The organism is Paraburkholderia sp. (assembly GCF_026225065.1).
In the GTDB taxonomy this organism is placed as follows: domain Bacteria; phylum Pseudomonadota; class Gammaproteobacteria; order Burkholderiales; family Burkholderiaceae; genus Paraburkholderia.
Window position 1 is genome coordinate 1 of record NZ_JAMFSB010000311.1, and the last position, 20005, is coordinate 20005.

Here is a 20005-nt window from a genome sequence, read left to right on the forward strand (position 1 = left end):
ACGTCTTGCCGATGCTGACGAAACGTCTGACGCATATGGGCTCGACATTGCGATCGCGCACATCCGCGGACAAGGCGACGATCATCAATGAACTGGAGCGGCAGGTCTGGCCGCACATCGAGAGCGGCAAGATCAAGCCGGTTGTCTACAAGACTTTTGCGCTTGCCGACGCTCGCGGCGCTCACGAGCTGATCGATTCGGGCACACACTTTGGAAAGATTGTCCTGACTACAGGCGCCGATCTCATTGGCTGAAGCCTGGCCTGCCGCATGCCATGTCTGAAGATGTCAGTAGCCGGCAATAGCCTCAGCGGACGTGGGCACGCGCCAGCAAAAAATAGTCAGCAGCGCTGTAACCGCGCTGCCATCTCCAACGAACTACAAAGAGAGCGCGGCGATGCAGTCCTGTCTGCGTTGCCCGCTGTTTTTTGCTAACGTCCGTCAGGAGACCCTTGCGCATGAACACTGCACGACACCTGCTTCGTTTCACCGATCCCGCCCAGCTGACCCACCGCTGGGGCCTCGCGCGATGGGCCCCGCTGTCATTACGGCTGATCACCGGTTACGGTTTCATGGAGCACGGCTACGCAAAAATCCTCAAGAATCCAGATACATTCGCCGGGATTTTGCATACGCTCGGCGTACCGGCACCGCACTTCATGGCGTGGGCGACCATTCTCACTGAACTGGTCGGTGGCCTCGCGATCTTGGTCGGCGCATTCGTGCCGCTCGTTAGTCTGCCAATGATCGCGGTGCTGATGGTGGCGACATTGACTGTGCATCTTCAGTACGGGTTTTCGTCGATCAAGCTGCTGGCCGTCACATCGTCCGGTGCGCAGTTCGGCCCACCCGGCTACGAGACCGATCTGCTTTATCTCGCGTGTCTGGCCGCGCTGGTGCTGGGCGGATCGGGACCGTTCGCCGTCGATGGCTGGCTTGCCCGTCGCGGGCGGAAATAGGGGAGGGCGATGGCAAGCGAGGGGCGCATGGTGCATACATCCCCACCCCGGGACTGAAGACAGCGGCCACCGATGCTCGGTAGACTGTGCTCTTTTCTTGCAACAGTTTCCACGAGGGGGACCGCATGGACCGCATGACGGCGATGGAAACGTTCGTAGCCGTGGTGGACGCGGGTTCATTTTCTGCCGCCGCTCGCCGGCTAAAGCTGGGCCAGCCGGCAGTCTCGAAGGCCATTGCGCAACTGGAAGAGCACCTCGGCGCGCGGCTTCTGCTTCGTTCGACGCGGGGCCTGGCGCCGACGGATGCAGGGCAGCGATTCTACGAGCACGCTCGCCGTGCGATCGATGAAGCGGATCAGGCCGAACAGGTGGTGCGCGAATCGTCGGACGGTCTTTCGGGGCGCTTGCGGATCAGTGCGGCCGTCACGTTCGCACGGCTGCATGTTCTCCCCGCGCTCAAGACCTTCCTCGACCAGCATCCGAAACTGAGTATCGACATCGTCCTCGACGACCGCTCTATCGATCTGCTCGAGCACGGCGTCGACGTGGCGCTCCGTATGGGAGCGCTCGACGATTCGGCGATGACCGCGAAACACCTCCTGCGAGGACGGCGACTGGTGGTCGGTACGCCGCGCTACTTCGCGGAGGCCGGTATTCCCGCGACACCGGCCGACCTGAGCCGGCACCAGGCGATTGTTTATTCGCTGCGCGGTGGCGGCGAGTCGTGGTCGTTCAGCGGCAACGACGGCACCGAGGTTTCGGTGGCCGTGTCGGGCCGGGTTAGCGTGAGCGCCGCCGAGGGCATGCGCACGGCGGTGCTGGGGCACATGGGCCTCGCGGTCGCATCGGAGTGGATGTTCTCCCCCGAGCTCGCCGACGGCACCGTGCAGGCCGTTCTCACCGAATGGACTCTGCCGACCATCGACGTCTGGGCCGTCTTCCCGTCCGGTCGCATGGCGACAACGAAAGCGCGCGCCTTCGTCGCTTTCGTCGAGCACCTGCTAGGTGAGAACGGCGGCATTGAAGCCCAGGACGGCATTCAGCGGCAATAACACCTATTCCTTGCAGATGACTACCCTGCCTCGCGACGGTGGCGGACGATACGCATCAACCAATGCATGACCGTGTTGGCACATATGCAGATCGTTCAAAACTCACTATCGAGGTAATCATGACTCAAGCTCTGAAAGGCAAACTCGCACTCGTGACCGGCGCTTCCCGTGGCATCGGCACTGCCATCGCAACGCGTCTTGCGCGCGATGGCGCAGCGGTCATCGTCCACTACGCGTCGAGCCCTGCGCGTGCGGAGGCCGTGGTCCAGGCGATCCGCGACGCAGGAGGCGAGGCCGAAGCAGTCGGCGCCAATCTGGCGAAGCCCGAGGGCGTCACGGCGCTGATCGACTCGTTGAACGGCGTCTTCGGCGGCCGCTTCGAAGGCCGGCTCGACATCCTCGTCAACAATGCAGGGACCGTCGAATATGGACCGTTCCTCGACTCGTCGGAGACGTCGTATGACACGCACTTCAATCTGAATGTGCGAGCGCCGATCGAACTGGCGAAGGACGCCGCACAACGCATGATCAAGACCGGCTGGGGCCGAATCGTCAACGTGGGCTCTGCTTTCGGCGAAGCGGCGCCGCTACCGGGCGTGACACTTTATATCGCGTCGAAATTCGCCATTCGAGGCTTCACGCGTGGCCTTTCGCGTGAACTCGGGAAGTATGGCGTGACCGTCAATGCGGTGCAGCCCGGTCCGATCGACACCGAATTGGCTCCGCAACCCGGGACGGAAGACCACGCAACGATGACTAAGCTCGCGAGCGTGGGCCGCTTCGGCAAGCCCGAAGAAATCGCCGCGGCAGTCTCGTACCTCGCAAGTCCTGAAGCAGGCTACACCACCGGTGAAAGCCTGACGGTCGACGGTGGGTGGATCGCCTGAGGAAACCGGCAAAGCGCTTCCTCGAGCACGCTGTCAGGTAGTGATTCACTGGCAATAGCGCGTGTGAGTGCGAAGCGCTTGCAGGTCCAAAAAAAATATAAATCGCGACAGAGTGACCAGAAGCGCCCAAACTGCGCGACATGGCTGTCGCTTTCGCGACCGGCAAATCTGGAGAAGCATGATGGCAAAGAGCGCAACGCGCGGCAATCGCGAGGTTAAAAAGCCTAAACAACCCAAGAAGGTGATCGCTCCTGCAGTTGGCGTGTCGTCGGCGACTGCGCCGAAGACCGCTTCGGCCAGCGCACCGGCAAGAAAGAAATAACAGGCTTACGGGGGCACGGATCCGTGCCCTTCTGCTCCGCGCTTTCCGCGTATTCGCCCGGAAACTGCCTCGACAGGGCTGTGCAGATGCTCCTGTCCCTCATTCATACCGCACCGCGGTTTGCTCAAAGCTCATCCAACGCTTTAGTCCGTCGCTAAACGGTAGCCGCCGGTTGGCGCATGGGCGCGTCATCGCGGACACGCACACGGAAGCTGTGCGCCTGCTGTCTCATCCTGACGGTTCCTCGCGCGTCCACCCGCACCCGTGAATCAAGCCACACCCCGGAGGCTTGCATGCACGCGACGCGCGCGGTGCGACCTCCCCGAAGGAAGATCCGATCATGTCCCAACTCGATGAACTGTCCGGCGCTGCAACGATGCCGAACGATGCGCTCGCCGCTAGCGTGCCTCGCCACTGCGCTCCGTTCATTCCAGCGAACTCACCGATGTCGCAGGAAGCGCGCGTATGAACGCGATCCTTCGATATGTGACGAGGCATCGCTTACCGTCACCGCCGTGGACCGACATCGCGCCGGTGCGCGAAGAGCTGTTCGGCGTCGAGCGGCTTGAGCAACACGCCGAGAGCCTTGCCGCCGCGCAAGTCATAACGAAGACACCGCCCGCGGTTTTATCGCTGCACACGCGACTGAACGACAACGCCGATGTCCTGCTCGCAGCCTACCGTGCGAGCGCCGAAGAACTCGAGAGCGGCCGGGGCGTGGTGCCCGCCGCGGAATGGCTCCTCGACAACTACCACCTTGTCGAGGAGCAGATTCGCGAGATCCGCGACGACCTGCCGCCCGGTTACTACCGTCAATTGCCCAAGCTCGCCGCTGGGCCGTTCGCAGGCTATCCGCGCGTGTTTGGTCTCGCGTGGGCGTTCGTTGCGCATACGGACAGCCACTTCGACCCGCAGATCCTGCGGCGCTTTATCAGCGCGTATCAACGGGTTCAACCGCTGACGATCGGCGAATTGTGGGCCGTGGCGATCACGCTGCGCATCGTGCTGATCGAGAACCTGCGACGCCTGACCGACCAGATCACCGCAGGCCGTAGCTCCCGCGCCGACGCCGATGCACTCACCGAGCGTCTGCTCGAATCGGGCGAAGCCCGTTCGGCGCTCGAAGCGGACATTGTCACGCGTTCCGCAGACCTGTTGTCGGAGCTGTTCGCCGCGCAGCTCGCTAAACGGCTGCGTGACCAGGATCCGCGCACCATGCCGGCACTGGGCTGGCTGGAAGAGCGGCTCAAACTGCAGGGCGCCTCCATCGAGGAAGTCGTGCAGCACGCACAGCAGCGGCAGGGCGCATCGAACGTCACCGTGCGCAATGTGATCACCAGCATGCGGCTGATTTCCGACATCGACTGGGCGGAACTGTTCGAGGAAGTGAGTCTCGTCGACGCCCATTTGTGCGCCGGCAGCCACTTTGCCACGATGGATTTTCCGACGCGCAATCTGTATCGCAGCGCAATCGAGCAACTGGCGCGCGGCTCATCGTTCACCGAACTCGAAGTCGCCGGGCTGGCGCTGGAATCGGCACAGGCGGCGGCACGGGAAGCAGGCGACACCGCGCAGGCGGAACGCGCCGGCGACCCCGGCTATCACCTGATCGCCGAAGGCCGTCGCGCACTGGAGCAGGCGATCGGATTCCGTCCGCCGCCACGGTTGCGGATCACGCGGTTCAACGTCCGACTTGGCATTGGCGGCTACGTCGGCACCATCCTGGCGGTTGCCGCGACGTTACTGGCGCTCGTGTTGTGGGCAATGTGGACACTCGCGCCGAGCGGACTCGAACCCCTGGTGTTCGCGCTCTTCGCCGTGTGTGGATTTCTGCCCGTTACCGAGATCGCAACCGCGCTCGTCAATCGCGCGGTGACATGGAGTTTCGGCGCAATCGTGTTGCCGGGTCTCGAACTGACTGCCGGCGTGCCGTCGTCGTTGCGCACGCTGGTTGCCGTGCCGACGCTCCTGACGAGCGAGGCCGATCTGCGCGAGCAGATCGAACGGCTTGAGGTGCATCACCTCGCGGGCGCCGGTGGCGACCTGTCCTTCGCATTGCTGGCGGACGGGCTCGATGCGGATCAGGAAGTGCTGGCGGGCGACGCGGATCTGCTCGCCGTGGCCGCGGATGCCATCGAAGCACTGAACGCCCGTTATGAGCCAGGCCCTGGCGGCAGCCGTTTCCTCCTGCTGCACCGCCGTCGCGTGTTCAACGCGAGCGAGAACAAATGGATGGGCTGGGAACGCAAGCGCGGCAAGCTGCACGAACTCAACCGCCTGCTGCGCGGCGCGACGGATACGACCTTCATGCCGATCGCCGGCCATGCGCCGCTGGTGCCATCCGATGTGCGCTACGTCATCACACTCGACGCCGATACGCGTCTGCCACGCGACGCCGCGCTGCGGCTGATCGGCAAGATGGCGCATCCGCTGAACCGGCCTACATTCAGCGAGGCGGAACAACGCGTGGTCAACGGCTACGCGATTCTGCAGCCGCGTGTCACACCGTCGCTGCCGGTGGGCCAGGAAGGATCGCTGCATCAGCGCGTCTTCTCCGGACCCGGCGGCATGGACCCCTACGCGGCGGCCGTGTCCGATGTCTATCAGGACCTGTTCGGCGAAGGCTCGTATACCGGCAAGGGCATCTATGACGTCGATGCGTTTGAAGCCGCCTTGCATGGACGCGTACCGGAAAACGCGCTGCTCAGTCACGATCTGTTCGAAGGGGTTTTCGCGCGCGCCGGACTGGCCTCGGATGTCGAAGTGGTCGAGGAGGTGCCGTCGCGTTACGACGTGATCGGCAAGCGCCAGCATCGCTGGACGCGTGGCGACTGGCAATTGCTGCCGTGGATCGTCGGCCACCGCGGCCCGGACCGGCACGCGATGCCGTCGATCGGCCGCTTCAAGATGCTCGACAATTTGCGCCGTTCGTTGCTAGGCCCCTTGATGGTCGCCGCGTTCGCCCTATGCTGGCTGATGCCGGTCCGCGCCGCAATGGCAGGCGCGCTGCTGATGCTAGGCGTATTCGCGATACCCGCTTTCCTACCGACGCTGTTCGCGGTTGTGCCGCGCCGCACTGGCATCCGTCTGCGCAATCATCTGGAGGTGCTGGCCGCCGACGTGCGGCTCGCGGCCTTGCAAACATTTCTGTCGGCTGCGTTCCTCGCGGATCACGCGTGGCGCATGAGCGACGCGATCGTCAGGACACTGCTGCGGCTGTTCGTGACGCATCGCCGGCTGCTCGAATGGACGACCGCCGCGCAATCGAAGGGCAGTCCTCGTCTCGATCTGCGTGGCTTTTACCGGCAGATGACCGGCGGCGTTGCGCTCGGCCTCGTGCTGCCGGCCGGCGCGATCGTGTACGCGCCGTCGCACTGGCCGCTTGCGCTGCCGTTTGCGTTGTTATGGGTAGCGGCGCCGGCGCTCGCGCTGTGGTCGAGCCGTTCACCGACCGTCGCGCGACATTTCGCGATGGCGGACCCGGATGCGCGCAACCTTCGTCTCATCGCGCGACGCACGTGGCGTTTCTTCGAGACCTTCGTGACGCCGGCAGAAAACATGCTGCCGCCCGACAACTTCCAGGAAGACCCGGCACCGGTCGTCGCGCACCGCACGTCGCCGACCAACCTTGGGCTCTATCTGTTGTCGGCGATTGCCGCGCGCGATTTCGGCTGGGCGGGGACGACGCAAACCGTCGAACGCATCGAAGCAACGTTCGCCTCGATGCACAAGCTTGCCCGTTTCAAGGGGCATTTCTATAACTGGTACGGGACGCTTGATCTCCAGGTGCTGGCGCCGGCGTATGTTTCGTCGGTCGACAGCGGCAATCTGGCCGGTCATCTGATCGTCCTCGCCAACGCGTGCGAAGAGTGGCAGAACGATCTGCTCGCACCGGCCGCTCGGTCTGGAATGGCGGACAACCTGCAACTCGCGCGCGCAGCCATCGACGCGTTGCCCACCGCAGGCGGTGAACGCGGCAAGCAGCTAGTGGCGATCTTTGAGGAGATCAACACGCAGTTGAACGGCCCGCAAACACTCGAAGCGCTGTCGCCGTTGCTCATGCGCTTGACGGAAAAGGCCGGCAAGGCCACGCGCGAACTGGTACCGGCAGGCGGGGACGACAGTTGTGCCGACCTGATGTTCTGGGTCGACGCTCTGAGCAAAAGCCTCGTCGAACACGCGCGCGACCGGCAACAACTTGCCGAGGCGCCCGGTCTTCTGCGGGCACGCTTGAAATCGCTCGCGGATGCGTCGCGAGCGCTGGCGCTCGACATGGACTTCGCGTTCCTGCTCGATCCGGAGCGCAAGCTGCTATCGATCGGCTATTCGCAATCCGACAACAGCCTCGACCAGAACTGCTACGACCTGCTCGCGTCCGAAGCGCGCCTCGCGAGCCTGTTCGCCATCGCGAAAGGCGACGTGACGACGCGCCACTGGTTCCGCCTCGGTCGCGCCGCGACGCCGATCGGCAACGGCTCGGCCCTGATCTCGTGGTCGGGGTCGATGTTCGAATACCTGATGCCCTCGCTCGTGATGCGTGCGCCGGTCGGCAGTCTGCTCGAGCAGACCAACCGTCTGGTGGTGGAACGGCAAGCTTCGTATGGGCGTTCGCTGGGCATTCCGTGGGGCATTTCGGAATCGGCGTACAACGCGCGTGACATCGAATTCACTTACCAGTATTCGAATTTCGGCGTGCCCGGTCTGGGTCTCAAGCGTGGGCTTTCGGAGAACCGCGTCATCGCGCCGTATGCAACGGGGCTGGCCGCAATGGTCGACCCGCAAGCCGCGCTGGAGAACTATGCGCAACTCGCCGCGCTCGGCGCGCAGGGTCGCTATGGTTTCTACGAAGCACTCGATTTCACGCGCTCGCGGTTGCCGGACAACGAGGCCGTAGCAATCGTGCGCAACTTCATGGCGCATCATCAGGGCATGACGATCGTGTCGATCGCGAACACGTTGCTCGACGCGCAGATGCGTGCGCGTTTCCATCGTGAACCCATGATTCAGGCGAGCGAACTGTTGTTGCAGGAACGCATGCCGCGCAATGTCGCTGTTGGACATCCCCGTGCTGAGGAAGTGAACACGTCGGCGGCCGTTGCAGGCGCCGCTCCGTCGACCGTACGACGCCTTGCGGCGTCGGCTGTGGCAGGCGCCGCGCCGGTGACACACCTACTGTCGAATGGACGCTACGCGGTCATGCTGACGGCCACCGGTGCCGGTTACAGCCATTGGCGCGATCTGGCCGTGACGCGCTGGCGCGAAGACACGACTCGCGACGACTGGGGCTCGTTCATCTTCCTGCGCGATACGCAGAGCGGCCACGTGTGGTCGGCGGGTGCACAGCCGGTGGGCAGCGAAGCCGAGTACGAAGAGGTGGTGTTCGGCGAGGACCATGCGGAATTCATCCGCCGTGATGGCTCGTTGACCACGACGATGGACGTGCTGGTTTCCGGCGAGGCGGATGGCGAAGTGCGTCGCGTCTCGTTGGCGAACAGCGGACGTCGCGCGCGCGAGATCGAGCTGACGTCCTATGCGGAAATCGTGCTCGCGACGCCTGCCTCCGACAACGCCCATCCGGCCTTCTCGCGCATGTTCGTCCAGACCGAGTACCTCGCAGAATTCGGCGCACTGCTGGCTACGCGCCGCCCGCGTTCGCACGACGAAAAGCAGGTGTGGGCTGCGCATTTTGCGGTGGTCGATGGCGAGATCGTCGCCGATCCGCAATACGAATCGGATCGCGCGCGCTTTCTCGGACGTGGGCGCAACGCCGGCACGGCAGCGGCGATCTTCGACGATCAGCCGTTGACCAATACCGCCGGTACCGTACTCGATCCGGTCTTTGCACTCAGGTATCGCGTGCTGGTGCCGCCGGGCAAGGTCGCGCGCGTGACGTTCTGGACGGTGGTGGCCGAGTCGCGGGCGCAGTTGCTGGATCTGGTCGACAAACACCATGACCGCAACGCGTTTGATCGTGCCAAAACGCTCGCCTGGACGCAGGCCCAGGTGCAGTTGCGCCATCTCGCTGTTGAAGCCGAAGAAGCGGCGAATTTTCAGCGCCTCGCCGCGCCCGTCATTTACGCCGATGCCCGTTTCAGGGCGTCGTCGGACACGATCATTCGCGGAGCCGACGTGCAGTCGGGACTCTGGCCACACGCGATTTCCGGCGATCTGCCGATCGTGCTGCTGCGTATCGACGACGTCGAAGACATTGCGCAAGTCCGGCAGTTATTGAGGGCACACGAGTATTGGCGGATGAAGCGGCTCGCCGTCGATCTGGTCATCATCAACGAACGGGCTTCGTCGTATATCCAGGAGTTGCAGGGCGCGATCGAAACGGCGGTGCGCAGCAGCCAGTTGCGACCACGCTACGGCGAAGAACTCGCGCAAGGGGCGGTCTTTACGCTACGCGCCGATTTGATGAGCGTGGAGGCGCGTGCGTTGCTGCAATCGGTCGCGCGGGTTGCGCTGATCGCGCGCCGCGGTTCTATCGCCGAACAGCTTGCCCGCTTGCCGCAGTCGCGTGGCCAGGCATCGGCGTTGCGCCAGCAGAGGCCGTCGATGTCGTCGCCTTGGCCTGCGACGCCTCATCCGCCTCGCGCTGTTTCTCCGGTTCCGTCGAGGCTCGAGTTTTTCAACGGTCTGGGCGGTTTCGATAAAGACGGCCGGGAATACGTGACCGTTCTCGTGGCGGGTGCGACGACCCCCGCGCCGTGGATCAACGTAATCGCGAACCCTGGCTTCGGCTTTCAGGTCGCGGCGGAAGGCAGCGGCTACACGTGGGCTGAAAACAGCCGCGAGAATCAGCTCACGCCATGGTCGAACGATCCGGTCGAGGACCCAGCCGGTGAGGCCATCTATGTGCGCGACGAAGTCACGGGCGAGGTGTGGGGCCCAACCGCGCAGCCGATCCGCGACGGCGGGACGTATGTCGCGCGTCACGGGCGTGGCTATAGCCGCTTCGAACACGAGGCGAATGGCATCGCGCTCGATTTGCTGCAATACGTGCCGCTCGCCGACCCGCTGAAGATTTCCCGGCTGACGTTGCGCAATCTGTCCGCGAGGCCGCGCCGTCTGTCCGTGACGGCATGGACGGATTGGGTGCTCGGCACCTCGCGCGGTGCATCCGGTCCCTTCATCGTGACGGAGATCGACGCCGCCACCGGCGCGATGCTGGCGCGCAATCCGTGGAGCATGGGGTTCGCGGGGCGCGTCGCGTTCGCCGATCTTGGCGGCCGGCAGACCACGTGGACGGCGGATCGCACCGAATTTCTCGGCCGTAACGGCCGCAGCGCGGCACCCGCCGCGCTGAGCGGCAATGCACATCTGTCTGGCGCGACTGGCGCAGGTCTCGATCCCTGCGCGGTGTTGCAGGACGTGATTGAGTTGGGCGTGGGCGAGATCGTTGAGGTGGTGTCGTTCGTCGGACAGTGTCAGTCCGTCGAAGAAGCGCGCGCGTTGATCGAACGCTATCGCAAGGCCGATCTTGACGCGGTTCTCGCCGAAGTGACGAGCCACTGGCGCAACGTGCTCGGCACGGTCCAGGTGAAGACGCCCGACCGCGCGATGGACCTGATGCTAAACGGCTGGCTGCTGTATCAAACGCTCGCGTGCCGTATCTGGGCGCGTTCGGCGTTCTATCAGGCGAGTGGTGCGTATGGGTTCCGTGACCAGTTGCAGGACGGCATGGCGTTGACGCATGTGCAGCCGGACGAGACACGTCGTCATTTGCTGCGCGCCGCGGCGCGACAGTTTGTCGACGGCGATTTCCAGCATTGGTGGTTGCCGCAAACGGGGCAGGGCGTGCGCACGAGGATTTCCGATGACCGCGTGTGGCTCGCCTTCGCGACGGCGACGTATGTCGGCTGCGCAGGCGACGTCGCGATTCTCGACGAGACCGTATCGTTCCTCGACGGACCGTTGCTGCGACCTGGCGAGCACGATGCATTTTTCCAGCCGATGGTCGCAGATGAATCGGCATCAATGTTCGAACACTGCGCGCGCGGCCTGGATCAATGCATCGAACTGACCGGCGAGCACGGCTTGCCCCTGATGGGGACAGGCGACTGGAACGACGGGATGAACCGCGTCGGCGCAGGCGGCAAGGGAGAAAGCGTATGGCTCGGCTGGCTGCTTCTGCGCACGATTGAACTGTTCGCACCGCTCGCTGAATTGCGCGATCCGGTTTCGGTGGCACGCGCCGCACGCTGGCGTACTCATTCGGCCTCGTTGCGCGAATCACTGGAGCTTGACGCATGGGACGGCCAATGGTATCGCCGCGCGACGTTTGACGACGGCACGTGGCTTGGCTCGAGCGAAAGTGACGAGTGCCAGATCGATTCGATCGCGCAGTCGTGGGCGGTGTTGTCCGGCGCGGCAGATCCAGCGCGCGCCGTTCAGGCGATGGCCTCGCTGGAAAAACATTTGATCCGTCGCGATGATGCGCTTGCGTTGCTGTTCACGCCTCCGTTCGACAAAACGTCGCACGATCCGGGCTATATCAAGGGCTATCCGCCGGGGCTGCGCGAGAACGGTGGCCAGTATAGCCACGCGGCGATGTGGGTGATCCTCGCGTTGACGAAACTGCGTGATGGCAACAAGGCCGCCGCGTTGTTCTCACTGCTCAATCCGGTCAATCATGCGCGCACGCCGATGGAAGTCGAGCGCTACAAGGTCGAGCCTTATGTTGTTGCCGCCGATGTCTATTCTGTGGCCCCGCATGCCGGGCGGGGTGGCTGGACCTGGTACACGGGATCGGCTGGGTGGATGTACCGGGCGGGTATCGAGGGCATTCTTGGGATCCGTCGCGAGGGGAATTTTCTGGTGATCGATCCTTGCATTCCGGATACGTGGCCGGGGTTTGAAGCAACGGTGTCGATGCATTCGACGCGCTATGAGATTCGCGTTGAATCTGCTGACGAGCCTGGTGTGACAAGTGCGATGCTCGATGGCGCGAGCATCGAATGTGGCGATGGACAGGTGCGTGTGCCGCTCGACGCGGGTTCGCATAAGCTCGTGATTTCGCTCTGCTTCGGCGTCAGTGAAGACGTGCAATCGGGCGCAGAGATCGTGTGACGGATCACGCATCGCGTATCGAGAGTCAAACAGCAACTATCCTGGATGGGATCGGAGCAAACGATGTTGGCATGGCACTACACCACGGGACGAAAATTCCAGCACATCACCGCAAGCGGGATGCTTATCCCAGGCGGCATCGAAGTTGAGTCCACTGGGACGCCCGTGCTGTGGTTCTCGCGACATCAACATTGGGAGCCCACCGCCGGCGACGAGTGCCACGAGGCTGGGCAACCGCCGCGCCGCCTGACGATGCGTGAAACTTACATGGCGAGCGGTGGCCTCGTGCGATATGGATGCGAGCTCAAACGCCTCTTCGTCGGCGAATTGCTACGCCGAAAAGCGCGCTTGACCCACGAGCTTTGGGCGGAGCTTTATGCGGTGGGAAAACTACAGCAGGCGTATCCCGCTGCGTGGTGCGGCTCGGTGGAGTCGATTCCGGTTGATGGCCTGGTCGTGCATGTCATGAGCGATTCGTTCAAATGGCAGCGTCACGATGCTAGCTAGTTCTACGAACGACCAAGCTGTTACCGCACTGCAGTCGCGTCGCCGAGCTGTCCGCCCGGGGCCTGCGTGTCCTTTGCATCTGGTCCGGTCTCCGGCATAAACGCGGCGAAGAATAAAAGCGCGAGTACGCTGATCGCTGCCAGCGTCAGAAATCCTGTCGTAAAGCCAAACTTCTCGACAACGTAGCCACCCGTCATGTTGCTCAATGCTGCGCCGATTCCAACAGCCAGCGCCATGAGCCCTTGCGCAAGATTGAACCGGCCGGTGCCGCGCATCAGGTCCGATGCAATGACCACAGCGACGACCCCAAAAATGCCCGCCGCTACCCCATCGAGCAGTTGAATGGCAACCACCGCATAAGGGCTACTGGTCATCGAGAACAGGACCCCTCGTACGGGCAGCACGGCCAGCGCGATCAGGAAGATTTTTTTCCGTCCGACACCTTTGCGCATCGCATGCCCGACCGTGGCGGCAACGGCAACCATCACGAGTTGTGCGGAGATGATGCATGCGCTCAATGCGACGACATCCATGCCGGGGTGAACCTTCGCGATGACCTGGCCGGCGAGCGGCAACATCGCGGCATTGCCAAAGTGAAACAGGATGACCGAGACAATGAACACCTTGAGGTCGCGTCTTTTCCACAGATCCGCGAACGCCACGGGTCTGTGATGTCCCTCGGCATCTGAGGTGTCTTCGGCTCCCCGGGCGAGCTCGTGGTCAATCTCCTGCGGCTTGATAAGCAGAACTACGAGCGCGCTCGCGACCGCAAATCCGCAGATGAGATAGAACAGCCAGATGACGCCAACGTACTGCCCCAGACCGCCCGCCAGAATGGCGGCTGCGAAGTTGCCCGCGTGATTGAAGCCCTCATTGCGGCTTATCCGGGCAGGCAGCAACCGATGGCCCACAACGCCAAGGCTCAGTGCCGCAAGGCAAGGGGGAATGATGGCGGAGGCGGCGCCGAGTGTAATTTGTGCGGCCAGGACGGTCGGCAGTTTTGGAAAGAACGCGATCAAAAGACATCCGATTCCCACCAGCAAGCCCGAAATCGCGATCAGCAGGCGCTTCACGCGAACCGCATCAACAAGCAACCCCGCGGGAATCTGGCATATGGCTGCTGCGACCCCGCTCGCCGCCATGACGAGGCCGATGTTGCCCGAACCCCAGTGTTGCGTGCCTTTGAGGTACACGGACAGGAACGGGCCAAGGCCATCCCGCACATCGGCCATCAGGAAGTTGAGCCCATCAAGGCCGCGCAGGCTGCGTGACGATGGTGACCTGGATGCCTCGTCGTTGGCTCGCGTCTGAACTGGTGATGGGCTCACCGCCTGCTCCCTTTACGATTTGGGTCGCGAGGATAGCCAGCAGATTTCATTCCATCCGCAACTGGGCGCTGCGCTTTCTCCGGTCTTGGAAGCTGCACTGCCGCACCCTGCTTTTTTAGCAAAGGAGGCGTCGGAATCTATCACTTGTTAGCCCGTTTTTGGATCCATACGATCGGTTCGAACCGTCGGGAATGGCGTTGTCGTCACGACACACGCCGCTTCAGGCCTGCCGCGCCCAGGCAGCCGCCCATCTGCGCTCTTACCGGATCTGGACAATGATTGCTGGAACTGAACCCCGCACCAAACGGACGCTGGTCTTTGTCCTGCTCTATATCGGCTACTGCATTTCTTACATAGACCGGTCGGCCGTATCGTTGTCGCTTGTACATATCGGTGGCGATTTCCATCTGAATCCGGCGCAACTCGGCGTGATCCTCAGCGCGTTTTATCTGAGTTATTCGATCATGCAGATTCCCGGCGGCTGGCTCGCCGACCGCTTCGGCAGCAAGGTCGTGGTGGTGGTGTCGATTGCGTTCTGGTCGCTGTTCACCGCGCTGACCGGCCTTGCATGGTCGCTGGCGTCGTTGATTGCGATCCGTTTTATCTTCGGTCTCGGTGAAGGCGGCTACCCGGCCTCGGCGGTCAAAGGCGTGGTTGAAGCGTATCCGCGCGCCGAACGCCCCAAGATGTCGTCGCTGCTGATTTCGTCCAACTACGTAGGCAGCTTCATTGCGCCCCTGGTCATTGCGCCGCTGATCCTGTATCTCGGCTGGCGTCACGCGTTCGTCTCGATTGGCATCGCTGGTGTGGTGTTCGCGCTGGTCTATCTGGTATTCGTCAAGGCGCCCCGCCTGACTCGCGACGAAGCGGCCGCGCAGGCGCTCCTGAACAGCGGTAAGGGTGGCAAAGGCGGCACAAAGGATCTGCTGAAAATGCCGTTGATGTGGAAAATACTGACGGTGTGGTTCGGTCTGAGCATCGTCAACAAGGGGCTTGACGCGTGGATGCCCGCTTATCTGCTGACCGCGCGCCACCTCGATCTGAAAGCGGTCGGAATGCTGACGCCGCTGCCGTTCATCACCGCGAGTATCGCTACTGCCATGGGCGGCTGGGTGATGACCCGCTTCTTCGACGGGCGCGAAAAGTATCTGATGATGAGTTGCTGCGCAATCACCGGCGTGTTCCTGTACCTGATGTACACCGCACAAACGGTGGCTGGCGTGATCACGTATCAGTCGATTGTCTACTTCTTCAAGTCGTTCGTGTTCGCGACTGCATTCGCACTGCCAACCAGAATCCTGCCGCAGCGTCTCGTCGGAACGGGTGTCGGGATGATCAACTTTGGCGGGCAGGTGGCCGGGTTCGTCGCGCCGCTCGTGATCGGCTTGCTGGTCTCGCACTATGACAGCTACGACGCTGCGTTCATGTTCCTGATTGCATCCACGGCGATGGCGACGCTGGTCAGTCTGACAATCAACGCGTCGAGAATCCGCGACGTGCAACTTGCGAACGAAGCGGAAGCCTGAGCACGGCCATAGCACCAGCTCGTAGTCTCCGGGCTATCATTGAGCGGTCGATCACTTGTCCTGACGCCCAATGAACCCGCGCATCTTGCAAGAAGCCGCCGTCCGCTATTTCCTCGAAGTCGTTAATACCGGCTCGATCAGCGATGCCGCGACAAAGCTGCATGTGGTGCCCTCAGCGGTCAGCCGTCAGATCAGCCGCCTCGAAAGCGAACTGAACGCGACGCTGTTCGAGCGCCAGTCGCGTGGCATGGTGCCGAGCCGCGCGGGCGAATTGCTGGCTGCGTACGCACGACGTTCGCTGCTTGACGCCGAGCACGTCAGCGCCGAACTGGACGCATTGCGCACCGATACCGAGACCACCATCCGCATTGCCTGCACCGAGGGTTTCGCCGCCGAATTCCTGCCACGCGTGATGACGCAATTCCGTCGCGACCATCCGTCGGCACGTTTCAACCTGGCGGTGGCGCCCGCATCGGTGGTCACGCGCCAGGTCCGCGAAGCCGAAGTCGATCTCGGCTTGACGTTTAGCCTCGGCCCGGTCCGCGACATCCACGTCAAGTATTCCCAGCCCGCGCCGATGCTTGCCGTCGTCGCGCCTACGCATGTGCTCGCGCGGCGCAGCGAAGTGTCCTTGCGCGAACTGTTCGAACATCCTCTGGCGTTGCCAGGACCGAATTCGACGCTGCGTCAGTTGCTGGACATCTATTGCAGCCGCGAGGGTATCAACTACAAGAGCGTGCTCGACAGCGAGACACTCGAAACGCTGCTCAATTTTTCGCTGTCCGGCGAGGCGATTACGTTCTCCGGTGAACTGTTTCTGCGCAGCCGCCTCGCGCGCGGTCAACTGGTGGCGTTGCCCGTGCCCGAACTGCATGTCAGCGACCGCAATATCGAAGTGCAGACGTTGGCCCGCCGCGATTTGCCGCCGCTGGTGGAAGCGTTCATCGCAACAGTTAGCGTGTTGTTGCCTGCGCCTTCCGCGCAATAGACCCCCAGACCGCTTGTCGTTGTCCAAAAGGAAAATCGCCTTTCTATATTCGTCAATAGCCGCGTACGCACGACTCGGCTACATTCATTCGCATCGTTCTTCAACGCAGCGAAAGGTAAGTGAACCGTGTCCCATACAGACGAGCTGGTGAGTCAAAGCGCAGTCGAATTGAAAAAACGTCTCGATGCCCGCGAGATATCGCCGGTCGAACTGCTCGACGCGTGTATCGAGCGGATCGAGACGCTGAATCCGAAGATCAATGCGTTCTCGGCGACCTGCTTCGACCGCGCGCGTGCCGAAGCGCGCGAGGCCGAGCGCGATCTCGCGAACGGCAATCGCCAAGGCATATTGCAAGGTCTGCCTATCGGCATCAAGGATCTCGAAGAAACCGCGGGCGTGCTGACCACGTACGGCTCGCCGCTGTTCCGTTCTAATGTCCCCTCAGAAGACAACGCCCTGGTGCAACGCCTGCGCGGCGCGGGCGCGATTGTCGTCGGCAAGACCAATGTGCCGGAGTTGGGCGCGGGCGCCAACAGCTTCAACCCGGTCTGGGGCGCGACCGGCAATCCATTCAACCCGGAGCTGAATGCCGGTGGTTCGTCGGGCGGCTCGGCGGCGGCGCTGGCAGTCGATATGGTGCCGCTGTGCAGCGGCTCGGATACAGGCGGATCGCTGCGGATTCCGGCTGCGAAATGCGGCGTGGTCGGCTTGCGAACCTCACCGGGGCTGGTGCCGAGCGAGCGCAAGCAACTTGGCTGGACGCCTCTTGCAGTCGTCGGTCCAATGGGACGCGACGTCGCCGATACATGGCTGCAACTCGCCGCTACCGCCGGCGCATCCGGCACGGATCCGTTGAGCTACCCTTTCACGATGCCGCCGTCCATCGACAGCGCACGGCCCACCGATCTGTCGCGACTGCGTGTCGGTTACACCGAAGACTTTGGCGTCTGCGAAGTGGATGACGAGATCCGCGCGGTGTTTCGCAAAAAAATCGAAGCGCTGCGCAGCTCTTTTGCGGTCTGCGAGCCTGTCGAAGTGCAGATGAAAGACGCGCACACCTGTTTCGACGTGCTACGCGCGGAAGCCTTCGTCATGAGCCTGCAGAAAGCCTATGACAAAGATCCCGACCTGCTCGGGCCGAACCCGCGCGCGAACTACGAAATGGGCGCGAACCTGCAGCTCAAGGACTGCGTGCGTGCACACAACGAGCAGACGCTGATCTTCCGCGCATTTCAGAAGCTGTTTGATCGCTACGACGTGATCCTGTCGCCGACCACTCCGGTGTCGCCGTTTCCCTGGACGCAACCGTACCTCAAGTCGATCAATGGCGTCGCGCTCGAAAATTACTATCGGTGGCTGTCGCTAACTTACGTGGTGACGCTCGCGACCAATCCGGCGCTGTCGCTGCCGGTTGGCACCGATCATCGCGGCATGCCGTTCGGCCTGCAGATGGTCGGCCGCTTTCGCGGCGACCTGGAATTGCTGCTCGCGGCACACGCTGTCGAGGCGGTGTGCGAAGGCTCGCCCGAGCTGCGTCGTCCGAAGCCGGATTTGCGAGCTCTGTCGAAAACCCAGGTGGACTTGCGGGCGATCGTGACGCATCCGCCGGTGCTCGACGCGTCCGCTGCTGCAGACGGCGACCGTCCTGCCGTTTGATTGCTCTGCGATACGATTGATTCTGGGACCTGGCATGACTGAAACGCTCTACGGCAAGCCACTTTCGGCGTGGCGATCCGAATTCCCGCTGCTCGAACCGTTGATGCAACATCGACCGGTCGCGTGGTTCAATCCCGCCATTGCACCTCTGGCCGACGCGCTCGCCGACATCTCGCTGGACGCCGCTGACGTTCGCGATGCAAGCGATCGTCTGACGCGCTTCGCGCCGTTTATTGCACGAGCGTTTCCCGATGTAGCGCCCGCAAACGGCATCATCGAATCGCCATTGACGCCGGTTCCCGCCTTCGCGGATGCCGTTCGCGCCCGCTACGGCGTCGCTGAGCCGGTACGGATGCTGTTGAAGAAAGATAGCCATCTGCCGATCTCGGGCTCGATCAAGGCTCGCGGCGGCATTTATGAAGTGCTGTTCCATGCGGAAAAGCTCGCCCTCGCACAGGGTTTGCTGAAGCTCGACGACGACTACCGCGTGCTCGCCGACGCGCCGTGTCAGGCGTTGTTCCGTGCGCACAAGATCGCGGTCGGATCGACAGGCAATCTCGGGATGTCGATCGGAATCGCGGCCGCGACACTCGGCTTCGAGACCACAGTGCACATGTCGGCCGACGCGCGGCAGTGGAAGAAAGACCGGCTGCGTGCGCATGGCGTAAACGTGATCGAATACGCCGGCGACTACGGCGAAGCAGTCGAGAGCGGTCGCCGCCAGGCAGCCGCCGACGCTTCCTGTCATTTCATCGACGACGAGAATTCGACCACTTTGTTTCTCGGCTACGCGGTCGCGGGCGAACGCCTGAAACGCCAACTCGAAGCGGCAGGCACGCGCGTCGATGTGGATCATCCGTTGTTCGTCTATCTACCGTGCGGCGTCGGCGGCGGCCCTGGCGGCGTTGCGTTTGGGCTCAAGCTCGCATTCGGCGACGCCGTGCATTGCATTTTTGCGGAACCGACGCACTCGCCGTGCATGCTGATGGGGGTGTACACCGGTTTGCATGACAAGCTCGCAGTGCAGGATTTCGGCATCGATAACGTGACGGCCGCCGACGGCCTTGCCGTCGGCAGGCCATCGGGCTTTGTTGGACGGTCGATGCAACGGATGATCGACGGCTATTTCACCGTCGAAGACAGCGAGTTACTGGCGCTGCTCTATCTGATGGCGAAGACCGAAGGCATACGACTCGAACCGTCGGCACTCGCGGGCGCACCCGGATTCGCGCGCGTGCTCGCCGAGGTCGATGGCTATCACGCACGCATCGGTCTCGACGCAACGCGAAGGGCGGCCGCTACGCATATCGTCTGGGCGACAGGCGGCGGCATGGTCCCGCGCGAGGAGATGGACAGGTACGTTGCGGAAGGCGAGCGACAACTGAGCAGCGCAGAACGCTGCTCAGTTGTCACCAGAGCGTGAATCGATTTGTGAACCCGCAACCCATTCGCTAGCCGGGAAAGGGAAGGCCTTACTGGGAAACGGTTTGAGTCCAGTTGCCGGAACCGGCGGGGTACTGCCGCCGCAGTTCAGGCGGCGTGTACATCTCGTCATCTGCCGGATAGGCGGGCGGCCGGCCCACTACGAGGACCTGCTGCGCCGAGGCTTGAGCGGGCGGCCGAGGGACGGAGCCGGACTGCGCGTAAGCCGGTTGGGACTTCGCAGGCGCGTACTGGTTAGACTGAACGGTTCGAGACGGTGGCGGGGG

General features: G+C 62.8%; 14 protein-coding genes. 12 read left to right on the forward strand and 2 right to left on the reverse strand.

Going from position 1 to position 20005, the window contains the following annotated elements:
- From M0954_RS22285 to M0954_RS22320, 8 genes are all read left to right on the forward strand, one after another.
- A partial coding sequence (locus M0954_RS22285; protein WP_297355523.1) for a zinc-binding dehydrogenase occupies positions 1 to 254 on the forward strand: 254 nt, incomplete at its 5' end.
- Between the two features lie 203 nt (positions 255 to 457).
- Positions 458 to 958: a DoxX family protein gene (locus tag M0954_RS22290; protein ID WP_133891299.1), complete on the forward strand. Its 501-nt coding sequence runs from the start codon at positions 458 to 460 to the stop codon at positions 956 to 958.
- A gap of 125 nt (positions 959 to 1083) precedes the next feature.
- Positions 1084 to 2010 carry a LysR family transcriptional regulator gene (locus tag M0954_RS22295; RefSeq protein ID WP_297355525.1) on the forward strand — a complete coding sequence of 309 codons (927 nt, stop codon included), beginning with the start codon at positions 1084 to 1086 and terminating at the stop codon, positions 2008 to 2010.
- Positions 2011 to 2129: 119 nt separating this feature from the next.
- On the forward strand, positions 2130 to 2897 hold the full coding sequence (locus M0954_RS22300) for an SDR family NAD(P)-dependent oxidoreductase (RefSeq protein ID WP_123384425.1): 768 nt from the start codon (positions 2130 to 2132) through the stop codon (positions 2895 to 2897).
- A 178-nt stretch (positions 2898 to 3075) separates the two neighbouring features.
- Positions 3076 to 3219, forward strand: coding sequence for a hypothetical protein (locus M0954_RS22305; protein ID WP_166660651.1), 144 nt, complete (start codon positions 3076 to 3078; stop codon positions 3217 to 3219).
- Positions 3220 to 3559: 340 nt separating this feature from the next.
- Positions 3560 to 3688 (forward strand): hypothetical protein, encoded by a 129-nt coding sequence (locus tag M0954_RS22310; RefSeq protein ID WP_297355527.1) that lies wholly within the window; start codon positions 3560 to 3562, stop codon positions 3686 to 3688.
- Positions 3685 to 12291, forward strand: coding sequence for a glucoamylase family protein (locus M0954_RS22315; RefSeq protein WP_297355529.1), 8607 nt, complete (start codon positions 3685 to 3687; stop codon positions 12289 to 12291). The genes M0954_RS22310 and M0954_RS22315 overlap by 4 nt, the downstream gene beginning before the upstream one ends.
- 63 nt (positions 12292 to 12354) lie before the next feature.
- Positions 12355 to 12798: a hypothetical protein gene (locus tag M0954_RS22320; RefSeq protein ID WP_122154178.1), complete on the forward strand. Its 444-nt coding sequence runs from the start codon at positions 12355 to 12357 to the stop codon at positions 12796 to 12798.
- A gap of 20 nt (positions 12799 to 12818) precedes the next feature.
- On the opposite strand, the gene M0954_RS22325 is transcribed toward M0954_RS22320, so the two are convergent.
- Complete coding sequence (locus tag M0954_RS22325; RefSeq protein WP_297355531.1) at positions 12819 to 14030, reverse strand: MFS transporter; 1212 nt, start codon at positions 14028 to 14030, stop codon at positions 12819 to 12821.
- Between the two features lie 371 nt (positions 14031 to 14401).
- Between M0954_RS22325 and M0954_RS22330 the strand changes: the two genes are divergently transcribed.
- The 4 genes from M0954_RS22330 to dsdA all read left to right on the forward strand — a co-directional run bounded on the left by M0954_RS22330 (position 14402) and on the right by dsdA (position 19719).
- Positions 14402 to 15652, forward strand: a complete 1251-nt coding sequence (locus tag M0954_RS22330) for an MFS transporter (RefSeq protein WP_122154180.1) — start codon at positions 14402 to 14404, stop codon at positions 15650 to 15652.
- Positions 15653 to 15722: 70 nt separating this feature from the next.
- Positions 15723 to 16640, forward strand: coding sequence for a LysR substrate-binding domain-containing protein (locus M0954_RS22335; RefSeq protein ID WP_122154181.1), 918 nt, complete (start codon positions 15723 to 15725; stop codon positions 16638 to 16640).
- A 126-nt stretch (positions 16641 to 16766) separates the two neighbouring features.
- Entirely contained in the window at positions 16767 to 18296 is a 1530-nt protein-coding gene (locus tag M0954_RS22340; RefSeq protein WP_297355533.1) for an amidase, read from the forward strand.
- A 34-nt stretch (positions 18297 to 18330) separates the two neighbouring features.
- On the forward strand, positions 18331 to 19719 hold the full coding sequence (gene dsdA, locus M0954_RS22345; RefSeq protein WP_297355536.1) for a D-serine ammonia-lyase: 1389 nt from the start codon (positions 18331 to 18333) through the stop codon (positions 19717 to 19719).
- Positions 19720 to 19768: 49 nt separating this feature from the next.
- Here the strand turns inward: dsdA and M0954_RS22350 are convergent.
- The coding region (locus M0954_RS22350) for a hypothetical protein (protein ID WP_297355538.1) at positions 19769 to 20005 on the reverse strand (237 nt) is incomplete at its 5' end.

Coding starts and splice junctions, on each gene's coding strand:
- M0954_RS22330 (WP_122154180.1), top strand. CDS start 14,402: ATGATTGCTGGAACTGAACCCCGCACCAAACGGACGCTGGTCTTTGTC.
- M0954_RS22325 (WP_297355531.1), bottom strand. CDS start 14,030: ATGGCCGATGTGCGGGATGGCCTTGGCCCGTTCCTGTCCGTGTACCTC.
- dsdA (WP_297355536.1), top strand. CDS start 18,331: ATGACTGAAACGCTCTACGGCAAGCCACTTTCGGCGTGGCGATCCGAA.
- M0954_RS22310 (WP_297355527.1), top strand. CDS start 3,560: ATGTCCCAACTCGATGAACTGTCCGGCGCTGCAACGATGCCGAACGAT.
- M0954_RS22295 (WP_297355525.1), top strand. CDS start 1,084: ATGGACCGCATGACGGCGATGGAAACGTTCGTAGCCGTGGTGGACGCG.
- M0954_RS22305 (WP_166660651.1), top strand. CDS start 3,076: ATGATGGCAAAGAGCGCAACGCGCGGCAATCGCGAGGTTAAAAAGCCT.
- M0954_RS22315 (WP_297355529.1), top strand. CDS start 3,685: ATGAACGCGATCCTTCGATATGTGACGAGGCATCGCTTACCGTCACCG.
- M0954_RS22320 (WP_122154178.1), top strand. CDS start 12,355: ATGTTGGCATGGCACTACACCACGGGACGAAAATTCCAGCACATCACC.
- M0954_RS22290 (WP_133891299.1), top strand. CDS start 458: ATGAACACTGCACGACACCTGCTTCGTTTCACCGATCCCGCCCAGCTG.
- M0954_RS22300 (WP_123384425.1), top strand. CDS start 2,130: ATGACTCAAGCTCTGAAAGGCAAACTCGCACTCGTGACCGGCGCTTCC.
- M0954_RS22335 (WP_122154181.1), top strand. CDS start 15,723: ATGAACCCGCGCATCTTGCAAGAAGCCGCCGTCCGCTATTTCCTCGAA.